We start from the raw sequence: 17,860 nt of genomic DNA on the forward strand, positions 1-17,860 counted from the left end.
GGGGGTCAGCCTCTTATTATAGCGGGCCATCTTTCGCCGCCCGGTGCCGCCGGGTGCACACACCGTTTCCCGGAACCCGTTCATGGCCGACCATTTCCAGCTACGCCTCGTCGACAGCCGCATGCTGGCGCCCACCGTGCGCCACCTCGCGTTCGAGCGCGTGGACGGCCAGCCGCTGGCCTTCGTGCCGGGGCAGTTCCTGCAGGTCCATTTCCACTACGACGACGGCACGCCGACCAAGCGCAGCTACTCGGTGGGCACGGTGGGCGACGGTTCCTCGCCCGTGCAACGGGTCGAGATCGCGGTGAGCTACGTGGACGGCGGCGCGGCCACCAAGCTGCTGGGCGAGCTGCCGATCGGCGGCGTGATCGACGCCAGCGGCCCCTACGGCCGCTTCTGCCTGCAGGCCGGCGACGTGCATCCGCGCTACCTGCTGCTCGCCACCGGCACCGGCGTCACCCCGTACCGCGCGATGCTGCCGCAGATCGAGCAGCTGCTGGCCAAGGGCGGCCGCGAAGTGGTGCTGCTGTACGGCGCGCGCAACGAGACCGAGCTGCTCTACGGCGAGGAATTCGAGGCCTTCGCCCAGACACATCCCGGCTTCACCTTCCACGGCTGCCTCAGCCGCCAGCCGCGCGCCGTGCCGCGCGCCTCCGACCGCAGCGGCCACGTGCAAGGCGTGCTGGCCGAACTGGCGCCGCACGAAGGCCGCGACATCGCCTACCTCTGCGGCAACCCCAATATGGTCGACGCTGCCTTCGCGGCGCTCAAGGAATGCGGCCTGCCGGTGCCGCAGATCCGGCGGGAGAAGTACATCTCGTCGCGTTGATGAAGATGGCCGCTTTCACGCCGATATGACGTCGGGCTCGGCACCGCGTTATATGAGGTAGCCAAGGCGGTGTTATTCCTGCACGCGCAGCTCACGGCAGTAAGGGTAAAGCAGCGGACTGGACTGGTGGCTGCGGCGAAGTCCGGCTCACATGTGCCATTTAGTGTGACGCACATCACGTTTCGCGACATGGGCTGCTTCAAACCGGTAAAGCCCAGGCGGAGCGCGCCGACAGCCACTCAAGGAACCCCGTAATGGCCGGGGGCACCTCGAGAGGTGAGCGGTGTGAAATGGTCAGTCGGTTTGTTGGCGGGGTGCCGCCGTTGCTGGGGAGCCATCCGTCGCGGATATGGTTGCGACGGGCAGGCTGGCAAGTCGGGAGCACAAATCCTGATGAGGCGCCTGTCTTCTTCATCCATTGCATTTGCTCTGGTCCTTGTGCCCACGCTGGCCGGCGCCAACGAAGCCACCGGCACCTTGCGGATATCCTTGACCGTAGTGGCCTCATGCAGCGTGCGAACCCAGCCGCTGACTTTCGCCACGTACACGGCCGGTGGCTCGGCCACGGGCACCGCCACGCCGGGCGCCATTGACGTGAGTTGCACCCGCGGTATCCCGGCGGCCGTCTATCTCGACGGTGACCGCACGCTGGCTGGGCCGGCAGGCGCACGGGTGGCGTATACCGTGCAAGCGAACGGGCAGGCGTGGCCGGCCGGTGCATCGATTGCGGTGCTGGGCCAAGGGGCGCAGCCGATTCGCCTGCAGCTGTCCGGCAACGTGCCCGCGGGTCAGAACGTGACGCCGGGCGAGTATGCCGACGCGGCCGTGGTGCGCGTCGTCTACTGAGCGTTGTTCAGTAGTTCACGTCGATCTGGACGATGTCCGTGTACCTGTCGGGCGTGACGTCGGTACTGCTGGTGGTTTGGGCATGGACGGTCAGCGATTGCGCCGTGCCGGTGCCCGTGCCATGCACGCCATTGCCGGCAGCGGCGCGCGTGGCGGTGTTGCCCCAGACCTGGGTCAGGGCGGAATTCGAGTAGAGCTGATACTGCACGGTATCCGTGTTGCCCCCGGTTCCTTTCATGATGCCAGCGCCGGCGGTATTGCCATCGAAAGGCAGCAGGCCCACGTTGTAGGGCTTCTTGTTCGGGCAGGTCACGGTGATGTTGTCGCTGCCGGTGACGGCGGCGGCGCCGGCCGCCACACCGCCCGCGCTGCCGAAGATCAGATTGGGTCCCGCGCTGACCACGCAGGCATTGCCCACTGTGGCTTGGACGTTGAGCGCGAAACTGGCGAACCGATAACCCGGCTCGGCGCCGCAACTGGATCCAGCGAGGTAGCCGAGCTTGGTTGTACCGAAGCTCGATTTATAGGTACCCGCTACCGCGCTGGTCTGATTACCGGGAATGTGGCCGTAGTAGGGGATGGTGCCGGTCAGCGTGGCACGTGCCGCTATCGATAGCGGTACTGATAGCGGGTGGGTCGCATCCCAGGTGTCGCTGGACAGTGGATCGGCGGAGAGGTTGAAGTCGAGGGTGCTGGCGCGTGGCCCCAATAACGCGGGTTGATTGGGCATGCCCGGCATGCTCGGCGTGCCAATCGCCACGCACAGGGTGAATGCAACTGTGGCGGCACCGGCATTCTTGCAGTTGTAGCCGATGGAGCCGTTGTCGGATGCACCGGAACCGGTGCTGACCTTGATGGTGCCGAAATTGAGGGTGGGGTGGGTGGCGGTGCAACTCACCTGCGCATGCACCCTTCCGGGCATCAGCAGGGTGCCAGCGAGCAGCAGCAACAGCATCAGCGGCAGTCGGAAAGGGCTCATGCCGGCAACTCAGTAGTTCACGTTGACCTGGACCGTGTCCGAATACGTGTCGGGCGTGACGTCGGTGCTGCTGGTGGTCTTGGCGTAGACGTTCAGGGTCAGCGGCGAACCGGTGCCGCTGCCGGCCACGCCATTGCCCGTGCCGCCCACGACCGCAGTGTTGCCCCAGACCTGGGTCAGGCCTGGATTCGAGTAGAGCTGATACTGCACGGTGTTCGTGTTGCTGCCGGTACCTTTCATGGTGCCAAGCCCGGTTGTGCTGGTCACGTTCAGTGGCGCCAGGCCGACCGTATAAGGCGTGCCGACGGTGCAGGTGACGCTCAGCGTGGTGCTGCCCGGTGCGGTGGCCGTGCCGGCGGCGACGGCGCTGAAGGTGAGGTCGTTGGCCGCGACCGTGCAGTTCTTCTGCACCGTGGCGGAGACCAGGAACGGGAAAAACACGTTGATTTGGGGGCCGCCGCAGCTGCCGGGGGCCGTGTTGCCCTGGGCATCGTTGACCGTGACCGCCGTGTCGCCGTTCTGGTAGTTGTCGTTGTAGCTGCCCGCAGCCGCCGTGGTCTGTCCGTTGAGCACCTTGGCGTACAGCGTGGCCTGCGCATTGTTTGTGGATGCGCCCTTGGCGAGCGTGAGATTCACCATGAGGGGTGTAAGGGAGGAACCGAAATACGAGCTGCCCCAGACTTGGGTATACCCGGGATCCTGGTAAAGCTGGAAGTTCAGCTTGTTGCTGCCGCTGCTCATCTGGCGCGGATTGGTCTGTGCGCCACCGGGCTCGCCGATGCTGAAGCAGATCGTGGCCGAATGGGTCTTGTTGTCGGTGTTGGTGCACGAATAGGTCAGGGTGGCCGTGGTGGTGGTCTGGCTCGACAACGGGTTCACCGTGCCGAAGCTCACCGCAGTCATGCTGGCCGAAGTGCAGGTGATGCCGGCGGCATGTGCAGGCGCAACGTGGAGCAGGCCGCCGACGGCCAGCAGCAGGACGGCAAGAAAACGCAGCAGCGACTGGTTCATGGCATCACCTTGCGGCAGGTCAGCGGCCCGATCTGCGGGATGCCGCCGCCTTGCTTGCGGTAGTCGAAACTCGCGTGGCATACGCCGGTCGGCGTCGTCACGTCCAGCACGTTGCGCGTGTCCAGCGTATCCAGATAGACCGCGCCGTCGAAGCCGACCAAGGCCGGTTCGCCGGCATGCCCATGCAACCTTACCGCGCTGCCCACCGGCAGCGGCTTGCCGGCCTCGTCCATCAGGATGACGGAGGCGGCGCGCACGGGCACGATGCCGAACTTCACCAAGGTGCCGGCGCGATCGGTGGGCGTGGCGTCCGCGTTCACGCGTTCGATGCGCATGTCGGCCGGCAGGCTCATCGGATCGATGCTGAGCTTGTTGTTCTGATAGGCGTTGAGCGGGGTCACCAGCAGCATGCCCTTGCTGTCGGTGACACCCACCGGATTGTTCTGCAGGCTCACCGGCACCCCGGCCACGCCTTCGGCGGACACCACGGCGAAACCGGTGTTGATCTGCCGTGCCGCGAATACGTCGCCGCCCATCAGCACCAGCGCACCCATCGCGCCCGCATAGCCGTAACGGGTGCCGCCGAGGTCATAGGCGCCGGCCTGCACCTGGCCGTAGCGGCCCAGATAATCCAGCTCGCCCTGGCCACCATTCTGCCCGTCGCCCTGGCTCAGCGATGCACGCCAGCCCAGGCCGCCCTGGCTCGGCAGCGACTGCGTGGCGTTCAGCGCCAGGCCGGTGCGACCGTTCTCGCGTTGCAGGCTGCCGCTGACCGAGATGTTGTGGTCCAGCGCCAGCGTGATGATGGCGAAGGCGGTGCGGTTGCGCGAGTTGTCCAGGTCCTGGTTGACGCTGAGGTTCAGCATGGCCCAGCGGCCCAGCGACTTGTACCAGTAGGCGCTGCCATAACGCTGCGCGGCCTGTTGCGGGATGGCCAGCTTGATGTAGCTGATGCCGAAATTGCCGATGCGATTGAAGTTGTAGCTGAAGTAGCCCTGCGTGCTGACGCGCGGCATGACCGAGCCGTACAGCGTGCCCAGGTCGCGGTAATCGCCGCGGGTGCGGGTGCTGTTGAAGCCGGCATTGAAGCGCTCGTTGCTCCAGTTGTAGCCCAGGCTGTACTGCTCGCCGCTCTGGCCGTGGTATTCGCTGTGTGCCAGCGAGGCGGACAGCACGCCACCACGCTCGCCGAGCAGCCAGCTGCCGCCCACGCCGGCGTCGCCCAGCCCGGCGGTGAGCTCGGCGTGCGCTTCGGCGGTGAAATGGTTGCTGACGCCGTAGCGCCAGGTACCGCTGCCTACCGCGTCGTTGCCGTAGTCGAACGAATCCACGCCGTAGTTCTCGCGCACCTTGCCGACTTCGACGGACCAGTCGGACAGGCCTTGGCGCAGCAACTGGTTCTCGCCGTACAGCGAGAAGTTGAGCGTGGTGGTCTGGCCCAATGCGTTGGTCAGCACCACCTGGGCGTTGCCCGCACCATTGATGTTGGGAATGGTGCTGAGCTGGAACGGGCCGGTGGGCACCTGTCCGCTGTACTGGCGCAGGCCGTTCACGTAGAGCTCGATGGACGAGGGCATCGTCGCCGAGCCGAGGAAGGCGGGCAGCGGTGCGGTGACCAGATAGGGCTGCAACGCGAAATTGGTGCCGAACTGCACGCCGCCGATGCGCGTGGAGCGCGACCAGCTGAGGGCGTCGGTGAGGGTGTCGCCGAAACGCAGGGTCAGCAGGTGCTCGGGAAACGACATGCTCCAGCTGGTATCCAGGCGCACCGAGCGGTTCTGCGAACTGCCGTCGTCGGCGTGGTTGTCCTGCGTGAGCGAGGTGGTGCTGAACACGCCGGCGGCGTTGAATGCGCGCAGTTCGGCGAAGGCGTTGAGGTTGCTGGTGCCGTGCGTGCCGTAGGTGCCGTAGAGGTTGTAATTCAGCAGTGCGCCGGGCGAGACGCTGGGCGTCGGCCGCTGGTTGGCGGCGGTGGAAAGCATCGTGGTGCCCAGCTTCAGCAGCTGCAGCGGTGCGGCGAGGTTCAGGGTTTGCTGGCTGGCGTCGTAGCTCACCTTCAGGCCTTGCAGGCTGTCCAGCCGCACCGGATCGGCGCTGCCTGCGGGCAAGGCGAAGCCGAGCTCGTGCAGGGTCGCCTGGCTGGCCCACAGCTGGCCGTCGCGGTAACCGAAATGGGCGAGACCGACATGGGTGCCGTTGAGGGTCACGTCGAGGTAGAGGTCGCTGGCGCCCGGGATGGTCTGGCCATTGCCATCGGCGAGCAGGGCCGGGGTCGCGGCATCCGGGTTCATCGCGGCATGGCTCGCGGGGATGAGCAGTCCCTGCAGCAACAGCCCCTTAAGGAGATCCGCTGGCCAGCGACAGGTTTTGCGTTGTCTTCTGACCATTGATCAAGACCTCGAGAGTACCGCCCTGGGTGAACACGGCGGCGGGCGGCTTCAATGCCCAATGCATGGTCGATCCGGGCAGCACATAGCCGAGCAGACCGGGATCGATCGTGGTGCGGTGGCCGGCGGCATCGACGAAGGACAACTCCGCCACCTGGGCGTGGCCGTTGCCGTGGTTGCTCACCACCAGCATGGCCTGCTGGCCCGTGCGCTGCAGGGTCCATTGCAGCTGTGGCGCCACGCTGGCCAGGCCGGCCGGTTCGACGAACACCGGCACCGAGTAATGCACCACGAAGTGCAGTCCGGGGGTGTTTGGCGCATCGACCGGCAACTCGTCGATGGCCAACCGGTAGGCATCCTCCACCGCACCGGTTCCGCTGGGCGGCGCCCCGACCCGGATCACCCGGATCAACTGTTGACCGCCGGCCGGGATCTCCAGCATCGGCGGGCTGATGACCAGGCCCTGCGACGGCGTGCGCTGGTCGCCGGATGCATCCTGCGTCCAGTGGTACACGCGCACCTGCGCATGCACCACGCCGTCACCGGTGTTGCTGAGCCACAGGCCGTCGGCGTTCTGCACTGCCTTCAGGCTCAGGCTGGTGGGCGACACCTGGAGTCCGGTGGCCGCCGCCCAACTGCTCGCTGCCATGAGGCAGGCGAGCAGAGCGAATCGCCAGTTACGTCGCGGCAGTGCTCGGGTCATCGGTGGTCGGTTAGTAGTTCACGTTGATCGTGACGGTATCGGAATAGGTGTCCGGCTGCACGTCGGTGGTGCCGGTGGCATTCGCGTAGACGGTGAAAGACTGGGCCTTGGCACTGGCCATGCCGGCACCCGCGCCCGACTCGCCGTTGCCCTTGGCGCTCGAGGTAGCGGTATTGCCCCAAGGCGTGGCACCACCGGCATCCTGATAGAGCGCGTAGGCGATGGTGGCCGGGTTGCCCGCTGTGCCCGCGAGGGCGCCGATGCCGGTCGTGGCGCCATTGCTCGGAGCCAAGCCGACGTTGAACGGGGTCTTGTTCGAGCAGTTGACCGTGAAGGTGCCCGGCAGGGTCGCGGTCGTGGTGCCGGCATTCACGGCAGCCAGGGTGATGTTGGAGGCAGCAGTAGTGTTCACCGCGCAGGTCGAGTTGACCTTCAGCGAAACCGTGAAGGTGCCGGTGGCAACGGTGGCGGTCGCACTGGTGCCGATGGCGCTGGCAGCCAGCAGGGCGGCGACGAGCAGGGACTTCTTGAGCAGCATTTGGATGACTCCCTTGGAGGGTGGGTTTAGGTTTCGCTGAGTCAATAAGCAACCGGCATGCCAAACACTGCACTTGCGCGCAGAGCCTTGTGGCGCCGCGCTTTTCGGGGGAAAAGCCGGGGTGGGCAGCACAGGAAATCGCCAATCTCGCGCCGACTGGCGCGGTCAGCAAAATGCCGATTGCGTCACATTTTAACTGGTCAATTCTGCCAACGGCGTCGTGTATGCGTGGCCGATTCGGTCAAAAGTCAGGCGAATGTAAAGCACGCTTGACATGCGAGATATCTCGACCTAGGCTGCCCATGTCAAGGCTGCTTGACATATTTGGGAGGGGTCGCATGCGCACGGTTCGCAATACGGTCAAGACGGTGCTCCACATCCTGCTGGCGTCTTCGCTGCTCGTTGCCGGCAGCGCCTGGGCGGCGCCGGCGCAAGCGGCGGCCGCGGTCGGCCAGGTCGGCACGCTGAAGTTCGAGGTGCACGGTACGCACGGGCGGCCGGTGATCCTGATCCCGGGACTGGAGGGTGGTCCGTGGGTGTGGAAGGACACCATCGCCCGGCTGGAAAAGAACCATGTGGTCTACGCGGTGACGCTGGCCGGCTTCGACGGCATGCCGGCACCGATGCGCAAGACCGGGCTGATCGATCAGGCCGACGCCTCGCTGCTGGCGCTGATCGAGCAGCAGCACATCGACAAGCCGGTGCTGGTGGGCCACAGCCTCGGCGGCACGCTGGCGCTGCGCTTCGCGGGCGAGCACGCGAAGCTGATTTCCGGTGTGGTGGCGGTGGACGGCCTGCCGATCTTTCCCGGCATGGACCGGGTGAGCGCCGAGCAGCGTCAGGTGATCGCCGAGCGCACGCGCACGCAGATGAGTGCGATGACGCCGGCGCAGTTCCAGGCGGCGGCGCTGGGCTACATGCAGCACGTCGGCGTGATCGATCCGAAGCTGGCGGAGCAGTACGCCCCGCTGAACGCGCGCAGCGACATCGCCGCCACCGCCGGGTACGCGGCGGAGGACATGGCGGCCGACTATCGCCCGCTGCTGAAGCAGGCGGACGTGCCGATCCTGGAGATCTCGCCGTATTACGCGCCGGATTTCGCCCAGCCGCCGCTCAAGCTCAGCGAGGCGCAGAAGGCCGCGTACTACCAGGGCCTGCTGGCGGGTGCGCCAAACGCGAAAGTGGCGTCGATCGCGCCCGCGCGGCACTTCGCGATGCTGGACCAGCCGGCGAAGTTCCAGCAGGTGCTGGACGATTTCCTGAAATCGCTCTGAGGGGGCGCCGATGCGACGTTTCACGGAAAAGCAGTACCAGCGCCAGCTGATGATCGCGATGGTGCTGTACGTCGGCGTCATGCTGCTGGCGTGGCCGTCGGCGAAGACCACCGGCAGCGTGCCGCTGAAACTGGCGTTGGCCCTGCTGCCGGCGGCGCTGATGCTCTACGTGATCGGCCTGATGGCGCGGCGCATCCTGCACAGCGACGAGCTGGAGCAGCGCACGCACTTGGCCGCCCTGGGCGTGGCCACCGCGGTGGTGGGTGCGGCGAGCCTGGTCGGCGGCTTCCTTGCTGCGGCGAAGCTGGTGCAGCTGGACGGCACCGTGCTGATCTGGGTGTTCCCGCTGCAGCTGTTCGCTTATGGCGCCACGCGCTGGATTCTGAACCGGCGCTACGGCCACGACGGCGTCTGCGGCGAGGGCGGTTTTCCGTTCCGTTACCGCTTGCTGCTGATCCTCGCGCTGATGGCGGCGGTGGCGCTGGCCGCGTACTGGCGGCATGACGATTTCGATGTCGGCATGCTGGCCGGCATGGGTTCGGCGCTGGTGCTGGTGCTGGCGTGGCAGGGATGGCGGCACTGGCGGAAACGCCATGCGCCGCCCGGCGCCCGGGATGCGGGGCACGTGCGATGAGCGGCCGCGACCCGAACCGCATGCTGCAGCGACGCTACCTGCGCGAGTTCCTGCCGGCCATGCTCGGCTACGTGTTCGTGCTGCCGATCTCGATCATCCTGCTGCTGCGTGTCGACCTGCCGACCGGGTGGAAGGTGGTGGTCGCCTTGCTGCCGGTGCTGCCGATGGCCTTCGTGGTGCGCGCGATGCTGCGGCACATGCTGCGCCAGGACGAGCTGCAGCAGCGCATCGAGCTGCAGGCGGTGGCGATCACCTGCGCGGTGATCGGCCTGGCCAGCTTCAGCCTCGGCTTCCTGCAGAACGTGCGCGTGCTGCCTTCGCCGACGTGGGCGATGTTGTGGGTGCTGCCGCTGATGATCGGCGTGTACGGCATGGTCCGCCTCCTGCTGGCGCGCCGCTACCGATGAACAACCAGGTGCGCGAATTGCGCGGCGAGCAGGGCTGGTCGCAGGCGGATCTCGCCGAGCGGCTGGAGGTGTCGCGGCAGACGGTTAACGCGATCGAGACCGGCAAGTACGATCCCAGCCTGCCGCTGGCGTTCAAGATCGCGAAGCTGTTTGGACGCCCGATCGAATCCATTTTCGAACCAGGAAGCGATGCATGAGCATGAACCCCAGGAAGCGCATGGCCGTCATCGTGGCCGTGGCCACCGCGATCTTCGCGGCCAACCACGCCAGGCGGCACTCGGCGGGGCATGAGGCAACGGCACCAGCGCAGGGCAAGACTGCCGCGCAAACGGAAGTGAAGCCGGCACCGCCGCGCACTTGGAAGCTCGGTTCGCTCACGCTGACGGCCTGCAGCCTGGGCCAGCCGAACAGTGGCCTGAGCACCGCGGCCTGGTGCGGCACGCTGGCGGTGCCGGAGAACCGCGCCGAGCCGCAGGGCCGCAGGATAGACCTGAAGCTGGCGGTGCTGCGCTCGAACGCGCAGGTCGCGAAGCCGGACATGCTGGCCTTCCTCGCCGGCGGCCCCGGGCAGGCGGCCACCGATTACGCCGGGCCGATCGCCGCGATGCTGGAGCCGTTGCGCGCACACCGCGACATCCTGCTGCTGGACCAGCGCGGCACCGGCGGCTCGAATGCGCTGGACTGCAAGAGCGACGACAAGAGCACGGCGGGCGACGACACCGGCTTCGATCCCGCCAAGCTGCGCGCCGAAGCGGCGGCCTGCCTGAAGCAGGTGGAGACGCACGCCGATCCGCGCTACTACACCACCACCGACGCGGTGCAGGACCTGGAGGACGTGCGCAGCGCGCTGGGCGTGCCGGAGTTCGACCTGGTCGGCGTCTCCTACGGCACGCGGGTGGCGCAGCAGTACGCCGGTCGCCATCCCGACGCGGTACGCAGCATCGTGCTGGACAGCACGGTGCCGAACAGCGTGGTGCTGGGCGAGGACTTCGCGCAGAACCTCGACGATGCGCTGAAGGCGCAGTTCGCGCGCTGCGAGGACGATGCCGCCTGCAAGCAGCGTTTCGGCCATCCGTACCAGACCCTGGTCCAGCTGCGCGATGCCTTGCGCGCGAATCCGCACCCGGTCAGCTTCCGCGATCCGCAAACCTACCAGACGGTGCAGCGCGTGCTGAGCGAGGACGCGCTGGTCAGCGTGGTGCGCATGTTCGCCTACACGCCGGCGACCGCCGCGTTGCTGCCGCTGTCGATCGACGCCGCCGCGCACGGCGACGTGGGTCCGCTGCTGGGGCAGGCCAAGCTGCTGACCGTGGACATGGCCGACCTCGCCGGCAGCGGCATGTCGTACTCGGTGATCTGCAGCGAGGATGCCGACCTGCTCACCGCGCGCCCGCAGGACGCGGACACCCTGCTCGGCAACCACATGGTCGACGCCTACAAGGCGATCTGTTCGGTCTGGCCGAAGGGCACGCGGCCGGCGGATTTCCACCAGCCGCTCGCGACCGCCAAGCCGGCGTTGCTGCTGGCCGGCCAGTACGACCCGGTGACGCCGCCGCGCTATGCCGAGGAGGTGGCGAAGCACCTGTCGAACGCCCGCGTGCTGCTGTTCAAGGGCCAGGGCCACAGCGTGCTGGCTGCGGGGTGCGGACCGCAGCTGGTGCAGCACTTCGTCGAGCAGCTCGATCCGAAGACGCTGGACGCGAGCTGCCTCGATCGCCTGCAAGCCACGCCGTTTTTCATCGACTTCAACGGAGCCACGCCATGAGCAAGCCCCAAGTGCCGGCCACGGCCATGCTGCTGGCCGCGGCTTTCGTCGCCGCCGCCGTGCTGGATGCACCGCATGTCATCACACAGGTTCTGCTGCCCTTGCTCGTCGCGTTTTCCGTGCTGGGCACCCGGCGCGGTGCCTGCTTCAAGCGGGGAGAACAGCCGTGATCGAAGTCAGGGATCTGCACAAGGCCTTCGGCGCAGTGAAAGCCGTGGACGGCGTCGGCTTCACCGCCCGCGACGGCGAGATCACCGGCCTGCTCGGCCCCAACGGCGCCGGCAAGACCACCACGTTGCGCATGCTCTATACGCTGATGGAACCCGATAGCGGCCAGGTGCTGGTGGACGGCATCGACGCCGCGGTCGATCCGCTGGCAGTGCGCCGCACGCTCGGCGTGCTGCCCGACGCGCGCGGCCTGTACAAGCGGCTCACCGCACGCGAGAACATCGAGTATTTCGCGCGCCTGCAGGGCATCGACGGGGCCACGCTGCGCACGCGCCACGAGGCGCTGGTCGACGCGCTGGAGATGCGCGACATCCTCGACCGCCGCACCGAGGGCTTCTCGCAGGGCCAGCGGGTGAAGACCGCGATCGCCCGCGCGCTGATCCACGACCCGCGCAACGTGATCCTGGACGAGCCCACCAACGGCCTCGACGTGATGGCCACGCGCGGCCTGCGCCGCTTCATGCAGCAGCTGAAGGACGAAGGCCGCTGCGTGCTGTTCTCCAGCCACATCATGCAGGAGGTGGCGGCGCTGTGCGATCGCATCGTGGTGATCGCGCGTGGCCGCGTGGTGGCCGACGAGACGCCCGATGCCCTCAGGGCACAGACCGGCGAAACCAACCTGGAGGATGCCTTCGTGAAGATCATCGGCAGCGAGGAGGGCCTCGCCGCATGAGTGCCATCCCATCGAAAGTGCGCCGCCCCGGCGCCATGCTCACCGTGTTCCTGAAGGAGGTGCGCGAGAACCTGCGCGACCGTCGCACGCTGACCAGCGCCTTCCTCACCGGCCCGCTGCTGGGCCCGCTGATCTTCGTGATGCTGGTCAGCATGCAGGTCAACCGCGAGCTCAACAAGGCCGACCAGCCGCTGCACGTGCCGGTGGTCGGCGCGCAGTACGCGCCGAACCTGGTCGATGCGCTGAAGGAGGGCGGCATCGTGCCGGATGCGCCGGTGGCTGATCCGGGCAAGGCCGTGCACCAGCAGGATGCCGACGTCGTGCTGCGCATCGCCGCCGACTACGGCAAGGCCTGGCGCAAGGGCGAGCCGGTGCAGGTGGAGCTGTTCTACGACTCCTCGCGGCGCGACACCGGCGGCGCGGTGGAGCGGGTGAGCAGGCTGGTGGAAACCTACGCCCGCCAGCAGGGCGCGATGCGACTGGTGGCGCGCGGCCTGTCGCCGGGCACGGCCTGGCCGGTGCAAGTGGCCCGGCGCGACCAGGCCACGCCGCAGTCGCGCGCGGTGCTGATGTTCGCGATGCTGCCGTACTTCTTCGTGATCACCTTGTTCATGGGCGGCATGTACCTCGCGATCGACCTCACCGCGGGCGAGCGCGAGCGGCAGTCGCTGGAACCGCTGTTCGCGAACCCGGTGGCGCGCTGGAAGATCCTCGTCGGCAAGCTCGCGGCGATCTGCGCGTTCTCGCTGGCCAGCCTCGCGATCACCTTGCTCGCGTTCGCGGTGGTGGGCCGCTTCATCCCCGCCGAGAAGCTGGGCATGGAGCTGGATCTCGGCTGGCATTTCGCCGGTACCGTGCTGCTGCTGATGCTGCCGCTGGTGCTGCTGCTGGCTGCGCTGCAGACGCTGGTGGCCGCGTTCGCGAAGAGCTACCGCGAGGCGCAGACCTATCTCTCGCTGCTGCTGATGGTGCCGCTGATCCCCAGCGCACTGCTGGCCTTCCTGCCGATCAAGGCGCAGGCGTGGATGTACGCGGTACCGCTGCTGGGCCAGAACCTCGGCATCATGCAGCAGCTGCGCGGCGACGGCGTCAGTGGCGAACAGTTGCTCCTGTGCCTTGCCGGCACGCTGGCAGCGGCGCTGGTCGCGATGGGTATCACCGCGCAGCTGTACCGCTCGGAGAAGCTGGCGATCTCAGGCTGATCTTCAGAGGCATGCAGGAGCGCACCCTGTGCGCGATGGCTTTGGCCTCGATCAGCGACGAGGCCATCGCGCACAGGGCGCGCTCCTACAACCATCAGGTTGGGTGTTGGCCTGAACCTGCGGCGTGACGCAACACCCATTGCGCCACCGCCTGCGGGTGCTCCAGCTGCAGGTGGTGGCCGCCTTCCATGTGCTCGACGGCGATGCGCGGCACGCAGGCGGCGCGTGCCTGCATCGTCGCCGCAGGCAGGTAGGGCGTGGCCGGCTGCGACAGCAGCAGGGCGGTGGGTGCCTCGATGCCGGCGAGCAGGGCGTGGATCTGCGTTTCGGCCAGCCGCGCCGCGCTGGGCCGGACGAGGCGCGGATCGCTGCGCCATTGCCAGCCGCCCTCGGCTACGCGCAGGCCGCGTTCCACGATGGGGCGCGCGAATTCCGCACGCAGGCCGCTGGCGATGGCGCGAGCGCTGATCGCCTGGTCCAGGTCACGGAACACGCGCAACGCCTTGCCGTCGGCCGGCGGCGCGGCCAGCGCGTCGCGGTAGCGCCGCAGCGTGTGGCCACCGTCGTCGCCGAGCGGGCCCAGGCCCTCGATCACGTGCAGCCGATCGATCCGTTCCGGCGCGGCGGCGGCCACCAGCGCAGCGATGCCGGCGCCCAGCGAATGGCCGAGCAGGCTGCAACGCGGCAGTTCCAGTGCGTCGAGCGCGGCCAGCACGGCGCGCACGTAGTCGAGGAAGTGGTAAGCGGCGCCCGCCGGCAGGTGGTCCGAGTGGCCGTGGCCTGGCAGTTCCAGCGCGATCACGCGGCAGCGTGGCGCGAGCAGCGGTGCCAGCGCGGCGAAACTGCCGGCATTGTCCAGCCAGCCGTGCAGGGCGAGCAGCGGTGGCGCGGCGGGATCGCCCCATTCCTGCGCGGCCAGCGCGAGATGGGGCAGTGCGATGCGCCGTTCGCGCGGCGTGTTCACACCGGCCAGCCTTGCAGGTGGCGGCGCACCAGCGCGGCGAGGCTGTGCACCTGCCCCGCGCCGTCGTTGAGCGCAGGGATGTAGCGCAGCGACTCGCCACCGGCGGCGAGGAAGAAGTCGCGGTTCTGCAGCGCGATCTCCTCCAGCGTCTCCAGGCAATCCACCGCGAAACCGGGGCAGGCCACGTCGAGTTTCCGCACGCCCTCGCCGGCGAGCTGGCGCACGGTGGCGTCGGTGTACGGCGACAGCCAGGCCTCGCGGCCCACCCGCGACTGGAAGCTCACGAGCAGCTGCGATGCGTCGAGCTTCAGCCGTTCGCGCAGCAGGCGTGCGGTGGCGCGGCACTGCGCAGCGTAGGGATCGCCGAGGCGCACGTAGCGCTCGGGGATGCCGTGGAAGGAGAGCAGCAGCTTGTCGCCGCGACCGTGTTCGCTCCACCAGCGCTCGATGCTCGCTGCCAGCGCCTCGATGTGGCCGGGATCGTCGTGGTAGTCGTTGACGAAGCGCAGCTCCGGTGGCCAGCGCAGCGCCTGCATCGCGTCGGCCACCGCGTCGATCACCGAGCCGGTGGAGGTGGCCGAGTACTGCGGGTACAGCGGCAGCACCAGCAGGCGGCGCACGCCTTCGCCTTGCAGCTGCGCGATGGTCGACGCCACCGCCGGCGCGCCGTAGCGCATCGCCAGCGCGACCCGCACACCGGTGCCCAGCTCCGCCTGCAGCGCGCGGGCCAGCGCCTCGCTGCGCCAGCGCAGCGGGGAACCTTGCGCGTCCCAGATGCGGCCATAGGCATGCGCGGAGCGTCGCGGACGCAGGCGCAGGATCACCCCGTGCAGGATCGGCCACCACTTCCAGCGCGGGTAGTCGATCACCCGGCGGTCGGACAGGAATTCGGCCAGGTACGGTCGCAGCGCCTTGGCGGTGGGCGCCGTGGGCGTGCCCAGGTTGACCAGCAACACGGCAGTCTGAACGGATGCCGCTGCGTCAGGGACGGAATGGCCGGCGAGGCCGGTATAGTTGGCGAGGTCAGGCATCGTGGCAGTGGCGGTGAAACTGCCGTGAGTCTGCCACAAGCGCGACGTGCATCCCCGCCACTTCGTCTACGGAGCTGCCCATGTTCATGACATCCCTGTATCGCATGCTGCTGGTTGGCGCGGCCCTGCTGTTGCCGACGATGGCCGTGCATGCCGACGACGTTACGCCGTCGCAGCGTGCGCAAAACGCGGTGCGCGTGCTCAACGAGATCGAGCAGGCGCCGGACAAGGCGATCCCCAGCGACCTGCTGAGGGACGCGCGGGCGATCGCGGTGATTCCCGACGTGCTGAAGGTCGGCTTCGTGTTCGGCGGCCGCCGCGGCGAGGGGCTGATCTCGGTGAAGAGCCCGGACGGCACCTGGTCCAACCCCAGCTTCATTTCCTTCGGCGGCGGCAGTGTGGGCTTCCAGATCGGCGTGTCGTCCACCGACGTGATCCTGGTGTTCCGCACCCAGCGCGGCGTGGATTCGATCGTCAACGGCAAGTTCACCATCGGTGCCGACGCCTCGGCCGCAGCCGGCCCGGTCGGCCGCACCGCCTCGGCCGCTACCGACCAGCAGTTGAAGGCGGAGATCTATTCCTACTCGCGCGCGCGCGGCCTGTTCGCCGGCGTGGCGCTGGATGGCTCGGTGCTGAAGATCGACCAGGACGCCAACGCGGCGGTGTACGGCCCCGGCATCACTCCGCGGCGGATCTTCGAGGGCGGCGTGAGCAACGTGCCGCCGGCGGTGGTGAAGTTCCGCGATACGCTGGAAGAGTACACTTCCAAGTAACCGCCTTGTGCGAAGATCGGTGGTTCGCGGGCGGAGCCGTTTCCGCCCGGGATCGCCTCGAGGAACATCATGGGTTTTGACAGCATCTGGCATTGGCTCCTGCTCCTGGTCATCGTGCTGCTGATCTTCGGCACCAAGAAGATCGGCAACATCGGCTCGGACCTCGGCAATGCCGTGCGCGGCTTCAAGAAGGCCATGCACGGTGACGAGGACGAGAAGGCGAAGGAGTCGCAGCAGACGAAGGAACAGCTGCGCGCCGATCCGCCGCCGGCCTCGTCGGCGAACGCCGGCACGCAGGAACAGCCGCGCGACTCGCACGAGTCGAAGTAAGCGCGGTCGGGCCTTGCGGCGATGATCGAGATCAGCTTCGGCAAGCTGGTGCTGCTCGCGCTCATCGCGCTGATCGTGCTCGGCCCCGAGAAACTGCCCGGCGCGGCGCGCACCGCGGGCGCGTTGCTGCGCCGCGTGCGCAACGGCTGGGACAGCGTGCGCGCCGAGGTGGAGCGCGAGCTGGAAGTGGAAGAGATCAAGCGCGCCGCCCGCGAGGCCGCCGCGCGTGCCGAGTCGGCGCAGGCCGAATTCAAGGACAGCGTGCAGCAGGTGCGCCAGCCGCTCGAGGAAGCGGCTTCGACACTCAGGACCGCGACGACGCCGGAGCCGGTCATGCCGGCGCCGGCCACGCCGGTCGCGTCGGACATCGAGTCCGAGACGCAGCAGCAACTGCCGCCGAGCGAGCCTGCTGCCGCGCCGGCCGTGAAGGAGTCCGCGCATGGCGGCCACTGACCCCGACGAACTCGGCGACGACTTGCAGCAAGGCCTGTTTTCGCACCTGATCGAGCTGCGCTCGCGCCTGCTCAAGGCGACCGCCTGCGTGCTGCTCGTGCTGGTGGCGCTGGTGCCGTTCGCGAACCGGCTGTATTCGGAACTGGCCGCGCCGCTGGTGGCGCGCCTGCCGCAGGGTGCGCACCTGATCGCCACCGAGGTGGCCAGCCCGTTCATCACGCCGTTGAAGCTGGCGTTCTACGCCGCGCTGTTCATCAGCATGCCGGTGATCCTCTACCAGTTGTGGGCCTTCGTCAGCCCGGGCCTGTACAAGCACGAGAAGCGCCTGGCGCGCCCGCTGCTGGGTGCCGCGCTGGCGCTGTTCTACTGCGGCTGCGCGTTCGCCTATTTCCTGGTGCTGCCGGCGGCGTTCCGCTTCCTCACCGCGGTGACACCCGCGGGCGTGGAGATGATGACCGACATCACGCATTACCTCGATTTCGTGATGCTGATGTTCTTCGCCTTCGGCCTGTGCTTCGAGGTGCCGGTGGCGGTGGTGATCCTCGCCGCGACGGGCATCGTCGACATCGCCAAGCTGCGCAATGCGCGGCGCTACGCGATCGTGGGCGCGTTCGCGGTGGCCGCGATCATCACCCCGCCGGACATCACCTCGATGATCATGCTGGCGATCCCGATGTGCCTGCTCTACGAGCTGGGCATCCTGGCGGTGCGCTGGCTGCTTCCGGGCAAGGCGGCGGGCTGAGCGCCACCGGTTTGCGCGTGAGGGTTGTGCAGGAGCGGCTTCAGCCGCGACACGACGTCCTGCCGTCGCGGCTGAAGCCGTTCCTGCACCT

21 protein-coding genes are annotated in these 17,860 nt (G+C 67.9%); 14 read left to right on the top strand and 7 right to left on the bottom strand.

Annotation, left to right across the window (positions count from 1 at the left end; all coding sequences use genetic code 11):
• Positions 1 to 82: 82 nt before the first annotated feature.
• Both B0E52_RS08170 and B0E52_RS08175 read left to right on the top strand, forming a co-directional pair.
• Entirely contained in the window at positions 83 to 829 is a 747-nt protein-coding gene (locus B0E52_RS08170; RefSeq protein WP_077483327.1) for an FAD-binding oxidoreductase, read from the top strand.
• Between the two features lie 393 nt (positions 830 to 1,222).
• Entirely contained in the window at positions 1,223 to 1,675 is a 453-nt protein-coding gene (locus B0E52_RS08175; RefSeq protein ID WP_077483328.1) for a spore coat protein U domain-containing protein, read from the top strand.
• A 7-nt stretch (positions 1,676 to 1,682) separates the two neighbouring features.
• Here B0E52_RS08175 and B0E52_RS08180 read toward each other — a convergent pair whose 3' ends face one another.
• From B0E52_RS08180 to B0E52_RS08200, 5 genes are all read right to left on the bottom strand, one after another.
• On the bottom strand, positions 1,683 to 2,654 hold the full coding sequence (locus B0E52_RS08180) for a spore coat protein U domain-containing protein (protein WP_077483329.1): 972 nt from the start codon (positions 2,652 to 2,654) through the stop codon (positions 1,683 to 1,685).
• Positions 2,655 to 2,663: 9 nt separating this feature from the next.
• Entirely contained in the window at positions 2,664 to 3,665 is a 1,002-nt protein-coding gene (locus B0E52_RS08185; RefSeq protein ID WP_168174160.1) for a spore coat U domain-containing protein, read from the bottom strand.
• Positions 3,662 to 5,956 (bottom strand): fimbria/pilus outer membrane usher protein, encoded by a 2,295-nt coding sequence (locus B0E52_RS08190; RefSeq protein ID WP_254426743.1) that lies wholly within the window; start codon positions 5,954 to 5,956, stop codon positions 3,662 to 3,664. The genes B0E52_RS08185 and B0E52_RS08190 overlap by 4 nt, the downstream gene beginning before the upstream one ends.
• A 46-nt stretch (positions 5,957 to 6,002) precedes the next feature.
• Positions 6,003 to 6,701, bottom strand: coding sequence for a molecular chaperone (locus B0E52_RS08195; RefSeq protein ID WP_217316671.1), 699 nt, complete (start codon positions 6,699 to 6,701; stop codon positions 6,003 to 6,005).
• Between the two features lie 64 nt (positions 6,702 to 6,765).
• Entirely contained in the window at positions 6,766 to 7,293 is a 528-nt protein-coding gene (locus tag B0E52_RS08200) for a spore coat protein U domain-containing protein (protein WP_077483333.1), read from the bottom strand.
• A gap of 338 nt (positions 7,294 to 7,631) precedes the next feature.
• Here B0E52_RS08200 and B0E52_RS08205 point away from each other — a divergent pair, with 338 nt between their 5' ends.
• Genes B0E52_RS08205 through B0E52_RS08235 form a run of 8 tightly spaced genes read left to right on the top strand, consistent with a single transcriptional unit; the run spans position 7,632 to position 13,476 of the window.
• Positions 7,632 to 8,567, top strand: coding sequence for an alpha/beta hydrolase (locus tag B0E52_RS08205; protein ID WP_077483334.1), 936 nt, complete (start codon positions 7,632 to 7,634; stop codon positions 8,565 to 8,567).
• Between the two features lie 10 nt (positions 8,568 to 8,577).
• Positions 8,578 to 9,201, top strand: coding sequence for a hypothetical protein (locus B0E52_RS08210; protein ID WP_077483335.1), 624 nt, complete (start codon positions 8,578 to 8,580; stop codon positions 9,199 to 9,201).
• Complete coding sequence (locus B0E52_RS08215) at positions 9,198 to 9,608, top strand: hypothetical protein (protein ID WP_077483336.1); 411 nt, start codon at positions 9,198 to 9,200, stop codon at positions 9,606 to 9,608. The genes B0E52_RS08210 and B0E52_RS08215 overlap by 4 nt, the downstream gene beginning before the upstream one ends.
• Positions 9,605 to 9,805, top strand: a complete 201-nt coding sequence (locus tag B0E52_RS08220) for a helix-turn-helix transcriptional regulator (protein WP_174575548.1) — start codon at positions 9,605 to 9,607, stop codon at positions 9,803 to 9,805. The genes B0E52_RS08215 and B0E52_RS08220 overlap by 4 nt, the downstream gene beginning before the upstream one ends.
• Positions 9,802 to 11,373: an alpha/beta hydrolase gene (locus B0E52_RS08225; protein WP_168174161.1), complete on the top strand. Its 1,572-nt coding sequence runs from the start codon at positions 9,802 to 9,804 to the stop codon at positions 11,371 to 11,373. The genes B0E52_RS08220 and B0E52_RS08225 overlap by 4 nt, the downstream gene beginning before the upstream one ends.
• Positions 11,370 to 11,543, top strand: coding sequence for a hypothetical protein (locus B0E52_RS18540; RefSeq protein ID WP_168174162.1), 174 nt, complete (start codon positions 11,370 to 11,372; stop codon positions 11,541 to 11,543). The genes B0E52_RS08225 and B0E52_RS18540 overlap by 4 nt, the downstream gene beginning before the upstream one ends.
• Entirely contained in the window at positions 11,540 to 12,274 is a 735-nt protein-coding gene (locus B0E52_RS08230; protein WP_077483338.1) for an ATP-binding cassette domain-containing protein, read from the top strand. Before B0E52_RS18540 ends, B0E52_RS08230 begins: the two co-directional genes overlap by 4 nt.
• On the top strand, positions 12,271 to 13,476 hold the full coding sequence (locus B0E52_RS08235) for an ABC transporter permease (RefSeq protein WP_077483339.1): 1,206 nt from the start codon (positions 12,271 to 12,273) through the stop codon (positions 13,474 to 13,476). Before B0E52_RS08230 ends, B0E52_RS08235 begins: the two co-directional genes overlap by 4 nt.
• A gap of 94 nt (positions 13,477 to 13,570) precedes the next feature.
• On the opposite strand, the gene B0E52_RS08240 is transcribed toward B0E52_RS08235, so the two are convergent.
• Together B0E52_RS08240 and hemH are read right to left on the bottom strand one after the other, a co-directional pair.
• On the bottom strand, positions 13,571 to 14,440 hold the full coding sequence (locus B0E52_RS08240; protein WP_077483340.1) for an alpha/beta hydrolase: 870 nt from the start codon (positions 14,438 to 14,440) through the stop codon (positions 13,571 to 13,573).
• A complete protein-coding gene (hemH, locus tag B0E52_RS08245) occupies positions 14,437 to 15,471 on the bottom strand; it encodes a ferrochelatase (protein WP_077483391.1) in 1,035 nt (344 codons plus the stop codon). Before hemH ends, B0E52_RS08240 begins: the two co-directional genes overlap by 4 nt.
• Before the next feature lie 80 nt (positions 15,472 to 15,551).
• Between hemH and B0E52_RS08250 the strand changes: the two genes are divergently transcribed.
• From B0E52_RS08250 to tatC, 4 genes are all read left to right on the top strand, one after another.
• On the top strand, positions 15,552 to 16,244 hold the full coding sequence (locus B0E52_RS08250; protein WP_077483341.1) for a lipid-binding SYLF domain-containing protein: 693 nt from the start codon (positions 15,552 to 15,554) through the stop codon (positions 16,242 to 16,244).
• A gap of 69 nt (positions 16,245 to 16,313) precedes the next feature.
• On the top strand, positions 16,314 to 16,574 hold the full coding sequence (tatA, locus tag B0E52_RS08255; protein WP_077483342.1) for a Sec-independent protein translocase subunit TatA: 261 nt from the start codon (positions 16,314 to 16,316) through the stop codon (positions 16,572 to 16,574).
• A gap of 21 nt (positions 16,575 to 16,595) precedes the next feature.
• Positions 16,596 to 17,027 carry a Sec-independent protein translocase protein TatB gene (gene tatB, locus B0E52_RS08260; RefSeq protein WP_077483343.1) on the top strand — a complete coding sequence of 144 codons (432 nt, stop codon included), beginning with the start codon at positions 16,596 to 16,598 and terminating at the stop codon, positions 17,025 to 17,027.
• Positions 17,014 to 17,769: a twin-arginine translocase subunit TatC gene (gene tatC, locus B0E52_RS08265; protein WP_077483344.1), complete on the top strand. Its 756-nt coding sequence runs from the start codon at positions 17,014 to 17,016 to the stop codon at positions 17,767 to 17,769. Before tatB ends, tatC begins: the two co-directional genes overlap by 14 nt.
• Positions 17,770 to 17,860 lie beyond the last annotated feature (91 nt).

The sequence above is a fragment of the Rhodanobacter sp. C06 genome (genome assembly GCF_002001105.1).
Lineage (GTDB): Bacteria > Pseudomonadota > Gammaproteobacteria > Xanthomonadales > Rhodanobacteraceae > Rhodanobacter_A.